Consider the following 17,549-nt stretch of genomic DNA (forward strand, 5'->3'; position numbering starts at 1 on the left):
GATACTTTTCTACACGGCGGGCAGGACAGGATTATATGCGCTATTTTATTGGTTTAGAGCTACCATCGCACGCAAAACAGGCCGTTGACGCGTGGCGTGAGAAAGCCTGGCTTGCTGGTTTAAACCAGAAACCGGTACCCGCGCCAAACTTTCATATCACACTTGCGTTTCTGGGTCAGGTGACTGAACCCCAGCTCGACCGACTGCAAACAGCATTGGGTGAAATAGACTGCGCCCCATTCGCGCTAACCATTGATCACTTCGGCTATTGGCAGAAACCGCCCGTGGCATGGTTGGGTTGCAGCGAAAAACCACCACAGTTGAGCTCGTTACAACTGCGATGTGTTGCGGCATCTCGTCGGGCCGGGTTGCAGCTTAGCGAGCGTGAATATGTACCCCACATCACGCTTGCTCGGAAGTGTATGCCGCCTGTGCCGCCCCCGCTATTCGAACCTAACCTACCAATAGAATTCAGTGCATTCTGCTTATTTGAGTCGGTGTCAACAGATCGCGGTGTTACCTACCCTGTCAGGTTGCGCTGGCCACTCACGGTGCCCTTTCGCTCCCCCAGCCATAAAATGAATAGCTCAGGCCATTAAATGTAGTCTATGATGAGAGGCACAAGCCACCAAGACGTATAGACTGCTCATGCAACAAACTTTTCGCCTTATCATAGATTGCCCCGACCAAGTGGGTATTGTCGCCTCCGTCGCAAGTTTTTTAGCGGAGCACAACGCCAGTATTGTTGAAGCTAACCACCACACCGATCTGCAAACCGGGCGCTTTTTTATGCGCCACGAGATACACGCTGACAGTGTTAACATTGGCCATTCTGATTTTAAGAAGGCGTTTGCGATTTTAGCTGATGAATACAACATGCGCTGGCAACTGAATGATTCGCACGTTAAGCAGCGTGTGGCTATTCTAGCCAGCCATGAATCACACTGCTTAGTGGATATTTTACATCGCCACCACACGGGCGAGTTGATGTGTGACATCCCGTGCATTGTTGCCAATCATGAAAAAATCAGAGCATTCGCGGATTGGTATGATATTCCATTTGTGTTTGTCGACTTTAGCGCGCAAGACAAAAGCACCGCTTTTGCGAAGATACAGCAACAACTCGACGTCTATGCCGCAGACGTGGTGGTACTTGCGCGGTTTATGCAGATACTTCCGGATGAGATGTGCCAGCGTTGGCAGGGCCGCGCGATTAACATTCATCACAGTTTTTTGCCCTCTTTCGCCGGTGCCAGGCCCTATCAACAGGCGTATGACCGGGGCGTAAAACTGATTGGTGCCACCTGCCACTACGTGACAGCCGATCTTGATGAAGGCCCTATCATTGAACAGGATGTTAAACGCATTAGCCACTCTGATTCAGCCAGTGATATGGTTCGAAAAGGCAAAGATTGCGAAAAAACGGCGCTAGCGCATGGGCTCCGCTACCATTTGGAAGACCGCGTTATTATTCACGGCAATAAAACGGTGGTATTTGCTTAAAGTTTCCCTCTTTGCGGCGATCCGCTAAACTTAAATCACAACACACGGCCACATATTTGCGATTACGCAGCGACTGCGGCCGTGTGCGATTTTATATACTAACAATAGGAAGGGCCTATTCATCGTAAATAACCGGCCCATCAATAATCAAAACGACAAGCACTGGAAAGACTATGAATAAACCACTTTTAACGTTAACGGCACTTGCCGTCACACTTGCGCTGAGCGCTTGCAGTGAGAATAAACAAGCCCAGTCAGGCGCTGAAAAGTCGCCGACGACGGCGCAGCATGCCACGCAAAAGCAAACTTTCGACAATGTCCTGCTTCAGGAGTTTAAGGGCCCATACGGCGGCGTTCCTCAGTTCGACAAGATGAACTTAGACGATTTAAAACCCGCGCTTGAAAAGGCAATGGAAATTAATCTGGCTGAAGTCGATGCCATCGCCAATAATTCTGCCGCACCCACCTTTGAAAATACGATTGTTGAGTTAGAACGTGCTGGCAGTGAATTACAGCGCGTCTTTACCTATTGGGGCATTTGGAGCTCCAACATGTCGAGCCCGGAGTTTCGCGAAATTCAAAAAGAAATGTCACCAAAGCTGTCGGCATTTTTCTCTAAAATCACTCAGAACGATGCACTGTTTCAACGAGTCAAAGCGGTCTATGAAAGTGATGAGTTAGACACAGTGACCGACGAAGAGCAGCGAGTCACCTGGCTGACGTACAATAGCTTTGCCAGTAACGGTGCAACGCTGGACGAGGAAGCCAAAGAACGCTACGCGCAAATTAATCAGGAGCTGGCTAAATTACATACGCAGTTCTCCACTAACGTGTTAGCGGATGAAGAAAACTATGTCATCTATATCACCGAAGATCAACTCGATGGACTGCCTCAGTCTTTCATCAACGCGGCTGCAGCAACCGCCAAAGACAAAGGGCAAGAAGGTAAGTACGCGATTACTAACACGCGTTCTTCGATGGATCCGTTTTTGACCTACAGCACTAACCGTGAGCTACGTGAAGAGGTTTGGAAAACGTATTACAACCGCGGTGATAATAACGACGAGTTTGATAATAAGGCGCTGATCAAACAGATCCTAACGCTACGTCATGAACGCGTTAAGTTACTTGGCTACGACAATTATGCAGAGTGGCGGTTGGAAGATCGCATGGCGAAGAATCCTGAAAACGCCATGGAACTGATGATGAAGGTGTGGCCTGCCGCGCTTGCGCGAGTTGAAGAAGAAGTGGCAGACATGCAAGCCATTGCCGATGAGGAAGGCGCGGATATTACCATTAAGCCGTGGGATTACCGTTTTTACGCAGAAAAGGTGCGCAAGGCCAAATACGATCTCGATTCAGATGAAGTGAAACAATATCTGCAATTGGACAAGTTGCGAGAAGCCATGTTCTATGTGGCTGGGCGCTTGTTTAACTTTAGTTTCAAACCCGTTGCCGAAGGCTCTGTACCGGTTTTCCATCCTGATGTTAAGGTCTGGGAGGTTAACGATAAAACCACTGGCGACTTCATTGGCCTTTGGTACCTAGACCCATACGCTCGCCAGGGTAAGCGTTCGGGCGCATGGGCAACCATGTATCGCAGCCATACAACCTTTGATGGAAAGAAAACGGTGCTATCGTCTAATAATAGTAATTTTGTCAAGCCGCCTGAAGGAGAAACAGCGCTCATTTCATGGGACGACGCCGAAACCTATTTCCATGAGTTTGGGCATGCATTGCACTTCTTGTCTGCCACCGTGAAGTACCCAACATCCCAGTCGGGCGTTAGAGACTACACTGAGTTTCAGTCGCAGTTGCTTGAGCGTTGGTTGCTAACCGACGAAGTGATTAACAATTACTTGGTGCATCACGAAACCGGCAAGCCCATTCCTGCCGAGCTGGTGGAAAAGATCAATGCAGCGGCTACCTTTAATGAAGGCTTTAAAACCACGGAATACATGGCCTCTGCGATCATGGATTTACTCTATCACACTACCGATCCAGCTGATATTGATCCGGATTCCTTCGAGCGTGAACAGCTAAGTGCGTTGGGTATGCCAGAGGAAATCGTAATGCGCCATCGCTCGCCGCATTTTGGCCACGTATTCTCTGGCGAAGGCTATGCCGCAGCGTACTACGGCTATATGTGGGCCGAAGTTCTCACGTCCGATGCCGCCGAAGCTTTTGCTGAAGCACCGGGTGGGTTCTACGACAAAGAGGTAAGCGATCGCTTGGTGAAATACTTGTTCTCTGTGCGTAACGCCATGGACCCAGCAGAAGCCTACCGCAAGTTCCGCGGCCGTGACGCCAACGTTGAAGCGCTGATGCGCGACCGAGGCTTTCCTGTTGAAAGTGAAGAGAACGGCGGCAACTAGCCAAACGTCCTAGTAGGGTCTGCAAAAGAGCGCTTCGGCGCTCTTTTTTATTTTGCGTATGGCTCCGATTAAATCCGTTGGTAAATTGAGTGAGATTGAGTACTGTAGAGAAACATCCAGACGACGCTAGCATTTCAATGCCTGAAGCCACCAACCTACCATCACCGAATTCCCATAGTGGTAAAGACGACAAATCGATTGTCACGCCTTATGCATTTGGTATTGCTAAGCATCTGCTTAATAAACCACTTGCTTCTCCTCAACGTCGCTTAGTCGCTATTCTAATTGATTTGCTCATTATCGCTATTATCAGTGGGCTCGATGCGGTGATATTGGCTATGTTGGTTACGGGCGTGTTCTTGCGCACAACGTTCAAACTGGCGCGACAGCATCGCTATCCGCGCACGCGAATTGCGTTAAATATCGCTTCTGCCGGGCTGGTTTTTCTGATCGTCGTCGTGCTCGCTGAAGCCTTGCGAGATGATGAGCAATATACCCAGACTCATGGTGAGCAAGCGATACTGGCAACCGCCGCGTTCGTTGAGTGGCAAGCCTGCGACTCGCTATTATGCAAACAAAGCACACTGGAAACGTTCAGTGAAGCATTTGCCCAAACCACTATCCGTGAGGCGCAATTTAGTCTTGCAGCACAAGAGTTGATTAACGACGACGCCGAGCTCACTGGAGAGCAACGACAAAGTTTTCTGTTTATTGCCAATACCGTGTTTCATCAAACGCGCGCTAAACAGGGTAAAGATGCTGTCACGCTTGATTCCGAGGACGAACTTAGCATTTCTACGCAGCCTGAGGATAAACCAGCGCAAGCCGGCCAGTATTCCTTAATTGCGTGGTTGAAGGGATTTGCTACCGACCTCGGATTAGGGTTTGGCTGGGCAGCGCTGTACTTTTCAACGCTTACAGCGTGGTTTAATGGCGCAACAGTGGGTAAACGATTAGTGGGTATTTGTGTCGTACGGTTAGACGGAAAAACGCCCTCTCTCTGGGAGAGTTTTGGACGCTACGGCGGTTATGGCGCAGGTCTGGCGACGGGATTACTGGGTTTTTTGCAAATCTACTGGGATGCAAACCGCCAAGCTATACAAGATAAAATTTCTGAAACGCTGGTACTGCGCCTGCAATCTGAGCGCAGTAGCCAGCAAAGAGAGGAAAATAAACCGCTACTCTAGTACGGGTTTCCGGTCACCCAATAGTTTGTGTTCCGCCCGTCGAGACTGATACGGATTGGCGAAACGGAACCGCTTAATGTAGAAAAGTCAAAACTGTCGCCGCTGAGTAAACGATAGCGTAAAACATCGTCTACTCTTACCGCCTGACCACAACTGGCCTGCACTACGTTGGTTTGGCTGTCACGACGCAGGACGTACACTTCATTATCGCCGTCGACCACGCTGCTGCCATCTTCGCGCACGTAGAGCGAAGTTGCTTCAGACACACCAATCGCGGTCGTTTGCTGGCTAAGATGTGTCATCAATACTACCAGCCTGCCCATCCGATCGCGCTCGTAAAAATGCGTGTCGGTTAAGGTGTTTTGCATCACAGGCGTGCTCAGGAAATCGGTGGAAAACTGAATGCTACTGTCGCAAAAGTCTGTAACAACTTCATCACTCACCGCACCCGCCACACCGTCGGGGTCGTACACTGTTGATGATTGCACCGCATTACCAGCTGATGTGCCGCCGATAATCCCATTTCGGGCATACACGGCGTCAATCGCATCCGACACAGCCGTATTTTTCCATTGGTTGATATAATCTGACTGGTCTCCACCGGCTATCCAGACAAACTCAGCTGTTTCTACCGCCCAGGATACATAAGCTGAATTAGCCTTTGTGCGCGTATCAACAATCAGAGTTTCGACGGAGTCAGCGTTGGTGAGGTTCTTTAAATAATCGTTGTAGCCATCCGTGCCACTGGTTCGCAGCACGACGATATCGCCACCGTCAATGTGCGGGGCAACGCGATTCACAAACGCATCATCCACATCACTGCCGCCGCCCATCAGTAAGACGCCGGCACTATTGGGTAACGTGGGGCATACGTCTGAACTGTTTCCCACTAACGAGCTGACTAGCCCAGAAGGTAAAGCAGGACGAGCACCGTAGGTATTGCAAGCGCTCGGCGATGAACTAGACGTTAACGTCAGGGTGTAGGGCCCGGTTCCTCGATAGCGGGTGACTTTCAGGTAATAATCATCACTGCCAAGAGTTGCCGACGCGGTTTCAGGGTTATTCGCTGTCGTCGAGCTAACGATGGCAGGCCCGCTGCTGCCATACAATGACCAATCAAAGTCATCATTGGTGTCATGACTTAAGGCAATGCTTACATCACCACTCACCGCGCCATCAATCGCAAACCAGTCCGTGTCGCTGCGCGACCCGATCCGCGCACTGACCGGTTGCGCAGCACAAAGTGGGCTGTCGGCGCGTGATTCAGTATTGTTGTTTTCAGATTCGGCAGAAATACATGCCGTTGATTCAAAGGATATAAAGGCCAGCAAGCCCATGCTCAATGCAAATCGTGTTTTCATAAAAAGCTCCACGTATCACAGGGTCGTCGTGATACCGTCTGTACGTTGATAATGTCGTGTGAAAAGATTGAATAATGACGCAGAGGTGGAGGCTATTCGTCAAACCATTCTGACAAATGAAAATCGCTATCACGCTTTAGCAGTCGCGACATTTGGATTTCAAAATGCAGAAAGGTCATATCACAAATTTAACTTGTTAATACAATGTTAAATAAACCTTAGACTATTTTACGCGCCACTGCAAATTCTTGATGTTGACGCAAATGCATCAACGCCTAGCGGTATTATTGTTGACGTCGCGGCTACGTTTTAACGCCTCGATTGACTCATCATAAGTGCTCTTCGCAAGCCGGTCGTAAAGCACCACGTTAGCCGTTGCGGCAAGGTTCATGCTGGTGAACGTGGGTATGTAAACAATGTGCTGGGCTCGCGCTAATACGTCTTGCGGTACCGATCCATCTTCAGGGCCAAAAATGTAATAAGCATTGCGCGGGTGTTCAAATGCAGGCAGTGGCATCGCGCCTTCAACTAATTCGATCACAACACTTTCCGAGCCACGCGGTTGCATAGCCAGTAAATCATCTACTCCGACGGTCGGTATCTGCAAACGCATCTTTTTGGTGTCTGCGTTAAATTGCCGGGCGTAGCGAAAGCGCTGCCCGGTATAGAAAACGGCACTGGCGCCGTAACAACCACAGGCTCGCAGTATTGATGCTACATTGGTTGCAGATTTCGGATTAACCAGACCAATGCTGACCGCTTGATCAATCATCGACGATGATGCGTTCATTGAACGAATAACCTCATAAGATGGCGACTCCGTTGCTATTCGTTTTCCCACGGCGCTCGACCAACGCATGGCCTATTTCCCACAGCTTCACGCAACAGAAAAGTGCACCAGAGGTTGCAATGAAGGCCCAGGGAGTTCCCTCAAACAGAGCAATAGTTTTTGCTTCAACCGAGGTTAGCGCATAAATTGAAAACCCAATAACAGCCAAAATGACGGCAACGATCGCGGTTTTGGCCATCAGGGTTTCTACCCGAGAGTCTTCGTCAAAATCGCGCGTAAGTTGCGCAATGCTGTGCGCCATGTCTTGGGGTGGCTCCGGTAACGGGGCCGTGCGCACAACGTGGCTTAAGAATGCGTCGAATGGATCGTCCGATTGTTTATGTTTTGTCATGAACGATCTCCAGATGTTGAGCAAATTGTTCACGTAATTGCGCGCGCGCCCGGAACAGCGCATTCTTCACCGTGCCCTCCGGTTTTTCCATAATACTGGCGATCTCACTGACACTCAATTCATGCAGATAGTATAGCGTTAACATCGTACGGGGAATCGGAGCCAGTCGCTCAAGTGCTAGGTGGAGTTTCGCCAAAAGATCATCATTGGCACACACGGCAGCGAGGTCAAAGTCATCGGCCACGTCTTCGACGATAGGCGCTGCGCTTTCCTGCGCATCGGCAAGCGGCAGCCTCTTACGCTGTAAATGCCTGACACTGACATGATAAGCGATTCGGCCGATCCAGGTAGCCAGCGTGCTCTGAAAGCGAAATTGGTGTAAATTTCGATGAACTCGTAAAAACACGTCCTGACACAGCTCTCTGCAGTCTTCAGGATGTTGCACCATGCGGTAGACCAGATGCCAGACTAAGTGTTGGTGCTGTTCAACTAACCGGGCAAACCCATCGGCTCCTCCCGCCAGAGCATCACGCACTATCTGTCGATCGGGTATGGTTTGCCGTTCCCGCTTATCCATTGGATAACGTCTCAGCCATCACCTTGTTTCAAAAACGAGGAAAGCAATAAACCAAGGCCTACCGCCCCCATCAGCAGACCATAGGCTCCGGGATCTTGACTGCTGAGGTTAAAGTATTCAATGAAACCGAAGGCGACGCCACTCAACACCATCAGCAGTCCCCACTTCAGCGAAAAATGCTTTCGTTTCGCAGCATCTGCCTGTGTGATGGCGCGCACCAGTGCCTCGCTGGCGTGTGTTTCGGCAAAGCGGCGTTTCACTCGCCCTTCAATGATTGCTCGCACAATCACAACCAAACACACAAACCCGACAATCGGGATCAATAACGAAAGAATGTCACCCATACTTTGCTCCGGTGAATCGCAGTTTGTTTAAAATGGTTCACCCAATTTGTGACGCGACTAGGCATAAATTGCAAGAAAAGTTTTACTGCAACCAACTTCACAGTCGATGTATCTATCCCTTTTGAATGTGCTCCATTTTTAAGGAGCCATCACCCATTATGATGAGGAGAGTTTTATGAATCGAATGTTGATTGTGACAACCATTGCCGTTCTCGCGCTTGGAATATCAGTGGCACGAGCTGAGCTGTCGCCGCCGGATGAATTATCAAAACAGATCCCAGAGCTGATGCAACACGCTAAGGTTAAAGGCCTCGCTATTGCCAAGGTGAATGAGGGAACCATCACATGGCATGCGGCATTCGGTGCGCGATCACCGGACGATCCGATGCAGGTCGACACCGTTTTCAACGCTGCCAGCCTGACCAAGCCAGTATTTGCGATGATGTCTCTACATCTTGTCGCAAACGATACGCTAACGCTCGACGGCGCACTGAGTGACTATTGGATCGACCCTGACGTTGTAAATGATCCTCGCCATCAGGCGTTAACGGCGCGGATTATACTCAGTCACCAAAGTGGGTTGCCCAACTGGCGAGGTGAGCGGCAACTCGCCTTCTTATTCGCACCCGGCGCTCGGCACGAGTACTCGGGCGAAGGGTATGAGTACCTGCGCCATGCGATTGAAAATAACACACAGGCACCGTTACCATCGCTGGTACACAAGCACGTGTTTGCGCCTGCCGGTATGACACATAGTGCAATGAGCTGGGCGGAGAGTATGGGCAACAACGTAGCGTTAGGTTTTGATGAGTCCGGCAACACGATAGACTCTGCGCTGACCGAGAAGCAGCCTAATGCCGCTGCACACCTGATGACAACAGTGGATGATTATGCCCGTTTCCTATCTTGGGTCGCGCAAGGTGCTGGCCTACCCGACCCTATCTTTCAGCAAATGCAACAACCGCAAGCCCTACACGACGATCCCGCTGAACGATTTGGGCTGGGGTGGAAGCTTATCCCGCTAACGAACACTGAACTGCTGATGCACGATGGTCGCGAACCCGGTGTAAGAACCTATGCAGTCGTGCATCCAGAAACGCAGGAAGGTTTAGTGATCTTAACGAATAGTTCGAACGGCGATTTGATATTCCGAGACCTGATCGTCGCGGCGCTGTCCTACGGCGATGAACTTATGCAGAGCACGGATCAGTTGGTCTGGGATTATTTGCAGCACTTGCCGTCACAGGCGCTGATCCCGATGAGCCAGGGTATTGCTCAATCGCCGGCCTATCTTTCTACGCTGTTACACGCAGTGAATACCGTATTGGTGCAAACGTCGCCACTGACGACTGATGAAAAATTTGCCGCAGCACAGGCAATAAAACCCTTTGTTCTCGGACGCCTGAACAACACTGTCAGTGCAGAGCAGGCAAAAAAACTTATCCATCAATTATTTGTGACAAAACAAGATGCAGTAAACATAGCCACAAGCATGGATGTTGAGCAGGCTAGAAAGTGGTTGCGCGTGTTAGAAAATATTTAGGGACAACGTAGCCCTACACTGACGTTTAACCCTGAATTGTGATATTGAACGCCTAGAATGTTGGGTGCATCAAAATGCGATTGAGTAGCTGACCGTCAGCGCAGTATTTTTGGCGCTATAACTACCGTCGGTAAAGGCAACATCCTCAGCCTGCCATGTTTCATGCGCCAACGAAACACGTGTTGAGTGATTCTCAGCAAACGCTGGCAGGTCAGCCTCAATAGCGTACGCTTTTTGCAGCGGCAGACGTATGTCAGGCCCATGTGATGAACGCAGCTCATGAGCGGATTGCACGGTGATCCCCATACCCACTGCGAAACCTTCAAAATGCCAGCGAGGCATAATTTGATATTCTTTAATCAACACGGTTTGTGAGTAGACGCCAAAGCTGTTTCGCCCTTTCGCGTACCCCAATGACATATCAATCGAAAAACGATCGGTTATTGGCTTGGAGATCAGCAAATCGTAGGCTTTCTGCTTGCACCCCTGAAATTGGATTTTCTGCTTGTTGAACGAAATTTTGAATGGTTGCTGCGTCTGTCCACCAAGCCATTCAGTGATTTTTTCCTCAAGCTGCGAAGCGGCAACCGAGGGGCATGTCATCGCGATGGCAAAAATAAAACTACTGTAACGTAACATCATTGAGCACTCTCGCAAAAATGGCAGATAGAAGGAATGCACAAATACTAACCAATCGCGTCTGCTATGCCTGCGCCCAACCACATACCTATGTATATTTTTTAATACCTATGCGATGGTCGAGATCCTCTCAAACAGTTGACGCGAGGGGGGCCATTTCGGTCTACGCGGAATCGGTGCGAAAAAACTATTTCATGTCCACAATAGTCAGGCGATTGGTGTGAATCGCACGTCGAACCCATGCGCTCCGCAGCTGAAAGAAGCAGTCAAATAGCTGATTACACAAGCAATCATAATGTGATTGTCTCTGCTCAACATAGCTAATATCACGATTAGGCATTGAATTTACCCGACTAAGTAGACTAATGTACTGCCTTTGTCTTCCCTCAAACGTAAGGGCTGTTGAGTGGACCCATCGATTAGCTTGGTTATTGTTGGATTGTTATCCATCGCCTGTCAGTTTTTAGCGCATCGCGTGAAGCTGCCCGCAATTCTATTTCTTTTGTTGGCCGGTATTATTGTCGGCCCTGTGACGGGCACTATCAATGCAGACGCGCTATTCGGTGACTTACTCTTTCCGATTGTCTCCCTTTCCGTTGCAATCATCTTGTTTGAAGGTGCGCTTACACTCAAGCTCAGCGATTTAAGCGACCACGGTTCGATGGTTCGCAACCTGTGCAGCGTGGGTGTGCTGGTTACGTGGTTAGTGGTGACGCCAGCAGCACATTATGTGCTCGGTTTTTCGTGGGAAATGGCTGCCCTTCTAGGCGCAATCGTCACTGTGACAGGCCCTACCGTTATCATGCCGATGATCAGAACCGTTAGGCCATCTACCCGCATCTCCAACATATTACGCTGGGAAGGTATTGTCATCGACCCCGTCGGCGCTCTGTTCGCAGTATTGGTATTTGAGTTTATTCTCGCTCAACAAGATGCGGCGCTGCATACCCTGTATTCATTTGGTTTAACCCTACTCGTGGGCGGCGGGCTTGGCGCTGCAACCGGTTATTTACTGGGTATTGCTTTACGCCATAGCTGGATACCCCATTATCTACAAAATACAGCCGTACTGACGTTGATGTTAGGCAGCTTTGCGATGTCGAACCTTTTTGCGCATGAGTCCGGGCTACTTACCGTGACTATTGCCGGCTTCATTCTGGCTAATATGCGCAACGTGGACGTTGAGGACATTCTGGAGTTTAAAGAAACACTGAGTGTGCTGTTGATCTCAGCACTGTTTATATTACTTGCAACGCGGATCCAGTTTGAAGCCATTCTCAATGTTGGCTGGGGTGCTGTGATAGTGATTGCGGTGGTGATGTTTGTGGCTCGTCCGTTGTCGGTATTGGTGTCTTCTATCGGCACAGGGCTTTCAATGAAAGAGCTTGGCATACTCAGTTGGATAGCGCCGCGCGGTATCGTTGCAGCCGCCGTATCCGCTTTGTTTGCGTTGAAGCTAGAGGAGCAGGGTTATCCTGAGGCTGCTCTGCTTGTACCCATGGTGTTTCTCATTATTATCGCCACCGTGGTAATACAAAGTCTAACCGCGACGCACCTAACGACGTTTTTAGGGTTGCGCTCGCCAGAACCGAATGGTTTCTTACTGTTTGGTAGCAGTGTTTTTGCGCGCGAATTTGCTGATGAACTCAAAGAAAACGGTGTTGATGTCATTGTCGCGGATACAAACTGGGATGCCATTAAACAAGCGCGGATGCAAAACTTAAAAACCTATTATGGTAACCCGATGTCCGAACACGCAGAGCGCTATCTGGACTTGACCATGGTCGGTACGGTATTGGTGATGTCGCCCTATCGTCAGTTAAATCCCTTAGTGACGACGCATTTCGAACACGCACTGGGTAAAGAAGGTACCGTATTGGGTCTCACCAATAATGAGACCGGTACGCGCGAGAGTCATCAGGTTTCTGACAAATACGCGCGCAAAATGAGTCTGTTTGACGTTGGTATTACCTACGGATACCTCGCTAGTGCAATGAAAAATGGCGCAACGCTTCGCACCACTAAACTCACCGATGAATTCAAATTTTCAGATTTCGAAAAGCAGCATGGCAACAATGCTATTCCGCTGGCCTACATCAGGCACGGTCATGTCGGACTATTCACAACCACCAAGAAGGTTGACCCGAAAGCAGGCTGGAAGATTATTAGTTTGGTGCTCAATGGCAGTGAAGCGCCTGAGAAAATTATTGATAGAGACAAGAGCGTCGAACCGAGTCCGGCAACTTAACGCTGAACGCGTAGACCACCTTGAAATTCTAATCAAAAGGCCGCTGATGCGGTCTTTTTTACGTCACCCGTCATTTGCCTTATACTCAGGCAAATACTCTTTTTTGATTTGGATGTCGAATGCGCACGCTTTTAATGACTTTGTGTTACCTCATGGCGGTGAATACGGCGCAGCTCGCATGGGCTGAAGGCACCTCTGACACCGAGTCAGCGAGTAAAGACATACCCCCTCCAAGCGTTTTTGTCAGTCAGCACAAAGCCCGGTTTAATGGTGAAAGCATTAACTATAAAGCAGTTGCCGGGGAAACCTATTTGACGGATCTTAAAGGCCAGCACAAGGCGAGTATTTTCACGTTCAGTTACCTGAAAGACGACGACAAAGATCCCTCGCACCGACCGGTGACCTTTGTTTGGAATGGTGGCCCGGGTTCAGCGTCAACATGGCTGCATATGGGAGGGTTCGGCCCCAAACGTATCGTTGTGCCATCAGATGCGAGTCATGCAGGCTTGCCCCCGTATGACATTAAAGATGTGCCTGAAACGATTCTGGATGTCACTGACTTAGTATTTATAGATCCCGTTGGAACGGGCTTCTCTCGCGCCTTGGGCGACTATACGGGCAAAGATTTCTGGGGTCTTTATGAAGATGCAGAGTCGATGGCCGATTTTATCCAAACGTGGCTGACCGACAACAAACGTTGGAACTCGCCTCGTTTTATTATGGGTGAAAGCTACGGCACGACGCGTGCGGCTGCAGTGGCAAACATTTTGGAAAGCGACCGCAGTATCAGCGTAAATGGTCTGCTGTTCATCTCACAGGCGTTGGACTATCAAGGGTCAACCCCGTACGTGCGCGATAACATCGTTTCACACATCACTTACCTTCCGACCATGGCCGCGACGGCGCTTTATCACCAAAAAGTTGCGCCGCAAACCTCTAAGGCCGAGTTTCTCCAAGCTGCAAGAGCATTTTCGACCGATCAGTTGCTCCCTGCACTTTTCAAAGGAAGTGCAATCAGCGATTCAGAGTATGATGCCGTGAAACAAGGGCTTGTTAAGTTTACGGGCCTTAGCGAAACCTATATTGACCGGGCCAACATTCGCATCCAGGGCTTTCGGTTCGCCAAAGAGCTACTGCGTGATCAAGGTCTCGCCGTCGGGTTGCTGGATAGCCGGTATACACGAGATGAAATCGACGACCTAGGTGCTGATGACGCCGGCAGCAATGCGATAAGCGCGGCTTACAAATCAGCGTTGATGATGCACATGCAATCCAATCTTGGCGTTGATTGGTCCAGACATTATTTGTCTCCCGCCGATCCTGATCTGAGTCCGAATTGGCGCTATCGAACAACTCCCGATGGCAGCGGCTATGAGCCCAAATATGTGAATACTGCGCATGATTTGTCTAAAGCAATGCGGGTGAACCCTGCTTTGCAAGTGTTTGTTGCGTCTGGCTACTACGACTTGGTGACACCGTTTTTCGATGCCGAGTACACGCTGGGTAGGCACGACATTCCAAAACAGCGGGTGACCTACAAATACTATGATGGCGGTCATATGATGTACGTCAATGAAGAAGCTAGACTAGCCCTGCTGAACGATACCCGTGCGTTTATTATTGAGCTAACGCGGTAGCTTTTGCATACACTATTTGGCTGTCGCCGCCTGTCGGCAGCTTAGTATCCACCACTCTACAACCAATAAGTTTGGCACCCATGCAATCCAACTTAAAACAGGATAAAATTCACTAAATGGGATACCCGCAGCAAAACTTACCCCCAAATAGATCCTCAATGTGACACCTGCAAGTGTGATGGCGTAACTTCTGATCATCCATTGCCGATGGGCTTGTATTTCACCTTTTCGGATAAAATAATAAGCCATTGCCGTCGCATAAAACCAAGCCAATGCCATCATCGCAAAGCCAACATGAGTCACTAATCCGCCGTACGACTGCCATGCTAATATGAAGCCCGAAATACTACTGACAAACACTGACACCACATATAATTTCCCCGACTGACGGTGCATTGTGAGGTATTTCTTGCGCAGTGCTGCAGAGAACTGAAAAGGCCCCAGCAACATAGCGATGGCGCCAAAACCGAGATGTAAATAACTCGCGACTGGAGTTTCTGCAAAGATATTGCTGACAAACGGTGGGCGAAAAGTGGGCCACACCACATTTAGCACGGCGTAACTAGCTGTGCCTATTGCGAGTAACAACATGACGAACCACATTGGCTGCTTCATCAACTAATCGTCGCCAAATGTCGAGTTTTTATCTTTGTGCTGAATACGATCGATGACAATAACGGTAGCCAATATCTGAGGAGTCCACTCTGGGTGGTGAATTGCAACACCATAACTGTCTGACCAACTGATCAGCTTTTTAGAAATCGATGCAATGAGACTTCCCTGCTGCCGGATCTCGTACTCGTGCTGCCAGAAATTACCGGTCATGTCGAGTTGTCCTTTGGGCGTATCGATACTAAAGCGACTGGTCCAGAATGGCCAAAACTTCTTTTTAATCAACCACTCACTACCATCGTTATTTATAAGACGGCATGCTGGCATCAAAGATAAGTATTTACGCTTAATTTTCAACACTTCGTTGTCAGCCTGATCGAACAAGGTTTGACTGCTGGAAATGCTGAAAAGCTTACCCTTAGCCGTAAAAGCCGTACGCCCGTTCTCATCCTCAATATCAAAACTATCAGTAAGACTGAAGATTTTTTGCTTGATTCGATAGTTCATAAAAGTAAATCCCTTTGGTCAGATCTCAGCGAATCTTCGATATATCGTTAAAGAAACCAACGTGCCAAGATAACTCTGCATCAAGATAAGTTAGTTCCACAGTACAGTTTTTATTTCTTTCAAAATCAGCGACTGTTTAGAGGAAGCATTTGCTTCAATAACTAACAGAGTAAAAGGAATTCTAATGAAAGACAACAACACGATAAGCGGTATCCAAACACTGAAGCAATCACAAGTAGACGCCGTATCAGGCGGTGGTTGGGGTGGTATTATTGGAGGCTGGGGATTTGGTCTTGGCATGCAAGCTTTAGGTCACGCTGCAAATAACGGTGGTTTTGCGTTAATGGAGCGTCACAACATGGCGTTGGCAACCAATCGGCTATAATAAAACAACGAGGATGCGGTGACTTAGTCACCGCATAGTTAATTATGGTCAGACATGTTTATTACGTTCTTCTCATTACCTGTATCGCGCTGGCAGTAGTCACTCATATTGTCAGTGTTAATATACAGGGCTACCACGTTGCCGCCACTGCGATTGACAGTCTCCAGTCGCTGATTTACACATTAGCACTACTGTTTGTGATGTATATCTTTGATCGCAACCGCTCTCTAAGTGCCAGACTATGGCAATGGGGTTGCTGGTGCTTGGGTAGTGGTATCTATGAATTGCAAAAATCCTTTATGTCTTCGACACTCTCTTATTCAAACTACCTTGCCATTCTCGTTGCCTTTTTAATAGGCGTACAGTGGATCATTATTGTTAGTGGCCGTGAAAAACGTAACAAGCTGCCTGAAAGATGAGTCTATTTTGATGTGTGGGTCTTCAGTACTTTCGGTGCTAGTCGAAACGCTGACGCTTACACCGCTTTATGGGGAGGGCAAACTAGCCGAAAAACACGATTTTCACCTAGCCAGACAGACACAAAAAAGGCCGCAAATGCGGCCTTTTTCACTACGTTTGAATAACGAATTATTCAGCAGCTTTGGTAACGACGTCGACTAGTTTCCAAGTTTTATTCTTAGAAAGTGGGCGACATTGTGTAATAGTGACTACGTCACCTTCATTACACTGGTTCGTCTCATCGTGTGCGTATAGCTTGGTTGAGCGCTTGATAAACTTCCCGTAAATTGGGTGCTTAACAAAACGTTCAATCATAACAGTGATGGTTTTATCCATCTTGTTGCTCACCACACGACCTTGTACTGTACGAATCTTTTGTTCAGTCATTAGCTTTTAGCCTTTTCAGTCATAATGGTCTTTACGCGCGCAATGTTACGACGCACTTTTTTCAACTGGTCAGTTTTTTCAAGCTGGCCTGTTGAGTGCTGCATGCGAAGGTTGAATTGCTCTTTCAGAAGGCTTAAAAGCTCTTCGTTAAGTTCTTCAACAGATTTAGCTTTCAATTCAGTCGCATTCATTACATCACCGTCCGAGTTACAAAGGTTGTTTTAAATGGCAGTTTCGCCGCAGCCAATGCAAACGCTTCACGTGCAAGAGACTCAGGAACACCTTCCATCTCATACAATACGCGACCCGGTTGAATTTGGCATACCCAGTACTCAACGTTACCTTTACCTTTACCTTGACGCACTTCTAGCGGCTTCTCAGTAATTGGCTTATCAGGAAATACGCGGATCCAGATTTTACCTTGACGTTTTACGTGACGCGTCATCGCTCGACGAGCGGCTTCGATTTGACGTGCAGTCATACGACCACGCGCTACAGCTTTTAAGCCGTAAGTACCGAAACTGACTTTACCGCCAGCGACAGCCATACCACGGTTACGCCCTTTATGCTGTTTACGAAATTTCGTACGCTTTGGTTGTAACAT

The 17,549-nt window shown here is 48.7% G+C and carries 20 protein-coding genes; 9 read left to right on the forward strand and 11 right to left on the reverse strand.

The genetic code is table 11. The annotated features are described in order from the left end of the window. Positions 1-35: 35 nt before the first annotated feature. The 4 genes from thpR (at position 36) to KIU71_RS07040 (ending at position 5,065) form a co-directional block, all read left to right on the forward strand. Positions 36-599: an RNA 2',3'-cyclic phosphodiesterase gene (gene thpR / locus KIU71_RS07025; RefSeq protein WP_214130484.1), complete on the forward strand. Its 564-nt coding sequence runs from the start codon at positions 36-38 to the stop codon at positions 597-599. A 49-nt stretch (positions 600-648) separates the two neighbouring features. Then, positions 649-1,503 (forward strand): formyltetrahydrofolate deformylase, encoded by an 855-nt coding sequence (purU, locus tag KIU71_RS07030; protein WP_214130485.1) that lies wholly within the window; start codon positions 649-651, stop codon positions 1,501-1,503. A gap of 173 nt (positions 1,504-1,676) precedes the next feature. Further along, a complete protein-coding gene (locus KIU71_RS07035; RefSeq protein ID WP_214130486.1) occupies positions 1,677-3,878 on the forward strand; it encodes a M3 family metallopeptidase in 2,202 nt (733 codons plus the stop codon). A 95-nt stretch (positions 3,879-3,973) separates the two neighbouring features. Beyond that, the gene (locus KIU71_RS07040; protein WP_250207323.1) at positions 3,974-5,065 is read left to right on the forward strand and encodes an RDD family protein; all 1,092 of its coding nucleotides are present in this window, start codon (positions 3,974-3,976) and stop codon (positions 5,063-5,065) included. Here the strand turns inward: KIU71_RS07040 and KIU71_RS07045 are convergent. The 5 genes from KIU71_RS07045 to KIU71_RS07065 all read right to left on the reverse strand — a co-directional run bounded on the left by KIU71_RS07045 (position 5,062) and on the right by KIU71_RS07065 (position 8,528). After that, positions 5,062-6,426, reverse strand: coding sequence for a cyanophycinase (locus tag KIU71_RS07045; protein WP_214130487.1), 1,365 nt, complete (start codon positions 6,424-6,426; stop codon positions 5,062-5,064). The genes KIU71_RS07040 and KIU71_RS07045 overlap by 4 nt on opposite strands. Positions 6,427-6,694: 268 nt before the next feature. After that, complete coding sequence (locus KIU71_RS07050; RefSeq protein ID WP_250207324.1) at positions 6,695-7,216, reverse strand: RNA methyltransferase; 522 nt, start codon at positions 7,214-7,216, stop codon at positions 6,695-6,697. Positions 7,217-7,229: 13 nt separating this feature from the next. Continuing rightward, entirely contained in the window at positions 7,230-7,607 is a 378-nt protein-coding gene (locus tag KIU71_RS07055) for a hypothetical protein (protein WP_214130488.1), read from the reverse strand. After that, positions 7,594-8,184, reverse strand: a complete 591-nt coding sequence (locus KIU71_RS07060) for an RNA polymerase sigma factor (RefSeq protein ID WP_214130489.1) — start codon at positions 8,182-8,184, stop codon at positions 7,594-7,596. Before KIU71_RS07060 ends, KIU71_RS07055 begins: the two co-directional genes overlap by 14 nt. A gap of 11 nt (positions 8,185-8,195) precedes the next feature. Further along, on the reverse strand, positions 8,196-8,528 hold the full coding sequence (locus KIU71_RS07065; protein ID WP_214130490.1) for a hypothetical protein: 333 nt from the start codon (positions 8,526-8,528) through the stop codon (positions 8,196-8,198). Between the two features lie 175 nt (positions 8,529-8,703). Here KIU71_RS07065 and KIU71_RS07070 point away from each other — a divergent pair, with 175 nt between their 5' ends. Further along, positions 8,704-10,071 carry a serine hydrolase domain-containing protein gene (locus KIU71_RS07070; RefSeq protein WP_214130491.1) on the forward strand — a complete coding sequence of 456 codons (1,368 nt, stop codon included), beginning with the start codon at positions 8,704-8,706 and terminating at the stop codon, positions 10,069-10,071. Between the two features lie 69 nt (positions 10,072-10,140). Here KIU71_RS07070 and KIU71_RS07075 read toward each other — a convergent pair whose 3' ends face one another. Beyond that, positions 10,141-10,713: a hypothetical protein gene (locus KIU71_RS07075; RefSeq protein ID WP_214130492.1), complete on the reverse strand. Its 573-nt coding sequence runs from the start codon at positions 10,711-10,713 to the stop codon at positions 10,141-10,143. Between the two features lie 403 nt (positions 10,714-11,116). On the opposite strand from KIU71_RS07075, the gene KIU71_RS07080 reads away from it, so the two are divergent. Then, positions 11,117-12,958 (forward strand): cation:proton antiporter, encoded by a 1,842-nt coding sequence (locus KIU71_RS07080; RefSeq protein WP_315853258.1) that lies wholly within the window; start codon positions 11,117-11,119, stop codon positions 12,956-12,958. A 119-nt stretch (positions 12,959-13,077) separates the two neighbouring features. Continuing rightward, a complete protein-coding gene (locus KIU71_RS07085) occupies positions 13,078-14,595 on the forward strand; it encodes a S10 family peptidase (protein ID WP_250207325.1) in 1,518 nt (505 codons plus the stop codon). A 12-nt stretch (positions 14,596-14,607) separates the two neighbouring features. Here KIU71_RS07085 and KIU71_RS07090 read toward each other — a convergent pair whose 3' ends face one another. Together KIU71_RS07090 and KIU71_RS07095 are read right to left on the reverse strand one after the other, a co-directional pair. Beyond that, on the reverse strand, positions 14,608-15,210 hold the full coding sequence (locus KIU71_RS07090; protein WP_214130493.1) for a DUF2306 domain-containing protein: 603 nt from the start codon (positions 15,208-15,210) through the stop codon (positions 14,608-14,610). A gap of 3 nt (positions 15,211-15,213) precedes the next feature. Beyond that, entirely contained in the window at positions 15,214-15,714 is a 501-nt protein-coding gene (locus KIU71_RS07095) for an LURP-one-related/scramblase family protein (RefSeq protein ID WP_214130494.1), read from the reverse strand. Between the two features lie 184 nt (positions 15,715-15,898). Between KIU71_RS07095 and KIU71_RS07100 the strand changes: the two genes are divergently transcribed. Beyond that, a complete protein-coding gene (locus tag KIU71_RS07100) occupies positions 15,899-16,099 on the forward strand; it encodes a hypothetical protein (protein WP_214130495.1) in 201 nt (66 codons plus the stop codon). A 44-nt stretch (positions 16,100-16,143) separates the two neighbouring features. Continuing rightward, positions 16,144-16,518, forward strand: a complete 375-nt coding sequence (locus KIU71_RS07105) for a hypothetical protein (protein WP_214130496.1) — start codon at positions 16,144-16,146, stop codon at positions 16,516-16,518. A 169-nt stretch (positions 16,519-16,687) separates the two neighbouring features. Here KIU71_RS07105 and rpsQ read toward each other — a convergent pair whose 3' ends face one another. Genes rpsQ through rplP form a run of 3 tightly spaced genes read right to left on the reverse strand, consistent with a single transcriptional unit; the run spans position 16,688 to position 17,549 of the window. Next, positions 16,688-16,945 (reverse strand): 30S ribosomal protein S17, encoded by a 258-nt coding sequence (rpsQ, locus tag KIU71_RS07110; RefSeq protein WP_214130497.1) that lies wholly within the window; start codon positions 16,943-16,945, stop codon positions 16,688-16,690. Further along, entirely contained in the window at positions 16,945-17,136 is a 192-nt protein-coding gene (gene rpmC, locus KIU71_RS07115) for a 50S ribosomal protein L29 (RefSeq protein ID WP_214130498.1), read from the reverse strand. The genes rpsQ and rpmC overlap by 1 nt, the downstream gene beginning before the upstream one ends. After that, on the reverse strand, positions 17,136-17,549 hold the full coding sequence (gene rplP / locus KIU71_RS07120; RefSeq protein ID WP_214130499.1) for a 50S ribosomal protein L16: 414 nt from the start codon (positions 17,547-17,549) through the stop codon (positions 17,136-17,138). The genes rpmC and rplP overlap by 1 nt, the downstream gene beginning before the upstream one ends.

Origin of the sequence: Alteromonas oceanisediminis (assembly GCF_018474025.1) — a bacterium.
GTDB lineage: Bacteria > Pseudomonadota > Gammaproteobacteria > Enterobacterales > Alteromonadaceae > Alteromonas_E > Alteromonas_E oceanisediminis.

Coding starts and splice junctions, on each gene's coding strand:
- thpR (WP_214130484.1), top strand. CDS start 36: ATGCGCTATTTTATTGGTTTAGAGCTACCATCGCACGCAAAACAGGCC.
- KIU71_RS07060 (WP_214130489.1), bottom strand. CDS start 8,184: ATGGATAAGCGGGAACGGCAAACCATACCCGATCGACAGATAGTGCGT.
- rpmC (WP_214130498.1), bottom strand. CDS start 17,136: ATGAATGCGACTGAATTGAAAGCTAAATCTGTTGAAGAACTTAACGAA.
- KIU71_RS07090 (WP_214130493.1), bottom strand. CDS start 15,210: ATGAAGCAGCCAATGTGGTTCGTCATGTTGTTACTCGCAATAGGCACA.
- KIU71_RS07095 (WP_214130494.1), bottom strand. CDS start 15,714: ATGAACTATCGAATCAAGCAAAAAATCTTCAGTCTTACTGATAGTTTT.
- KIU71_RS07105 (WP_214130496.1), top strand. CDS start 16,144: ATGGTCAGACATGTTTATTACGTTCTTCTCATTACCTGTATCGCGCTG.
- KIU71_RS07070 (WP_214130491.1), top strand. CDS start 8,704: ATGAATCGAATGTTGATTGTGACAACCATTGCCGTTCTCGCGCTTGGA.
- KIU71_RS07085 (WP_250207325.1), top strand. CDS start 13,078: ATGCGCACGCTTTTAATGACTTTGTGTTACCTCATGGCGGTGAATACG.
- KIU71_RS07075 (WP_214130492.1), bottom strand. CDS start 10,713: ATGATGTTACGTTACAGTAGTTTTATTTTTGCCATCGCGATGACATGC.
- KIU71_RS07055 (WP_214130488.1), bottom strand. CDS start 7,607: ATGACAAAACATAAACAATCGGACGATCCATTCGACGCATTCTTAAGC.
- KIU71_RS07045 (WP_214130487.1), bottom strand. CDS start 6,426: ATGAAAACACGATTTGCATTGAGCATGGGCTTGCTGGCCTTTATATCC.
- KIU71_RS07050 (WP_250207324.1), bottom strand. CDS start 7,216: ATGAACGCATCATCGTCGATGATTGATCAAGCGGTCAGCATTGGTCTG.
- rplP (WP_214130499.1), bottom strand. CDS start 17,549: ATGTTACAACCAAAGCGTACGAAATTTCGTAAACAGCATAAAGGGCGT.
- rpsQ (WP_214130497.1), bottom strand. CDS start 16,945: ATGACTGAACAAAAGATTCGTACAGTACAAGGTCGTGTGGTGAGCAAC.
- KIU71_RS07100 (WP_214130495.1), top strand. CDS start 15,899: ATGAAAGACAACAACACGATAAGCGGTATCCAAACACTGAAGCAATCA.
- KIU71_RS07065 (WP_214130490.1), bottom strand. CDS start 8,528: ATGGGTGACATTCTTTCGTTATTGATCCCGATTGTCGGGTTTGTGTGT.
- KIU71_RS07035 (WP_214130486.1), top strand. CDS start 1,677: ATGAATAAACCACTTTTAACGTTAACGGCACTTGCCGTCACACTTGCG.
- purU (WP_214130485.1), top strand. CDS start 649: ATGCAACAAACTTTTCGCCTTATCATAGATTGCCCCGACCAAGTGGGT.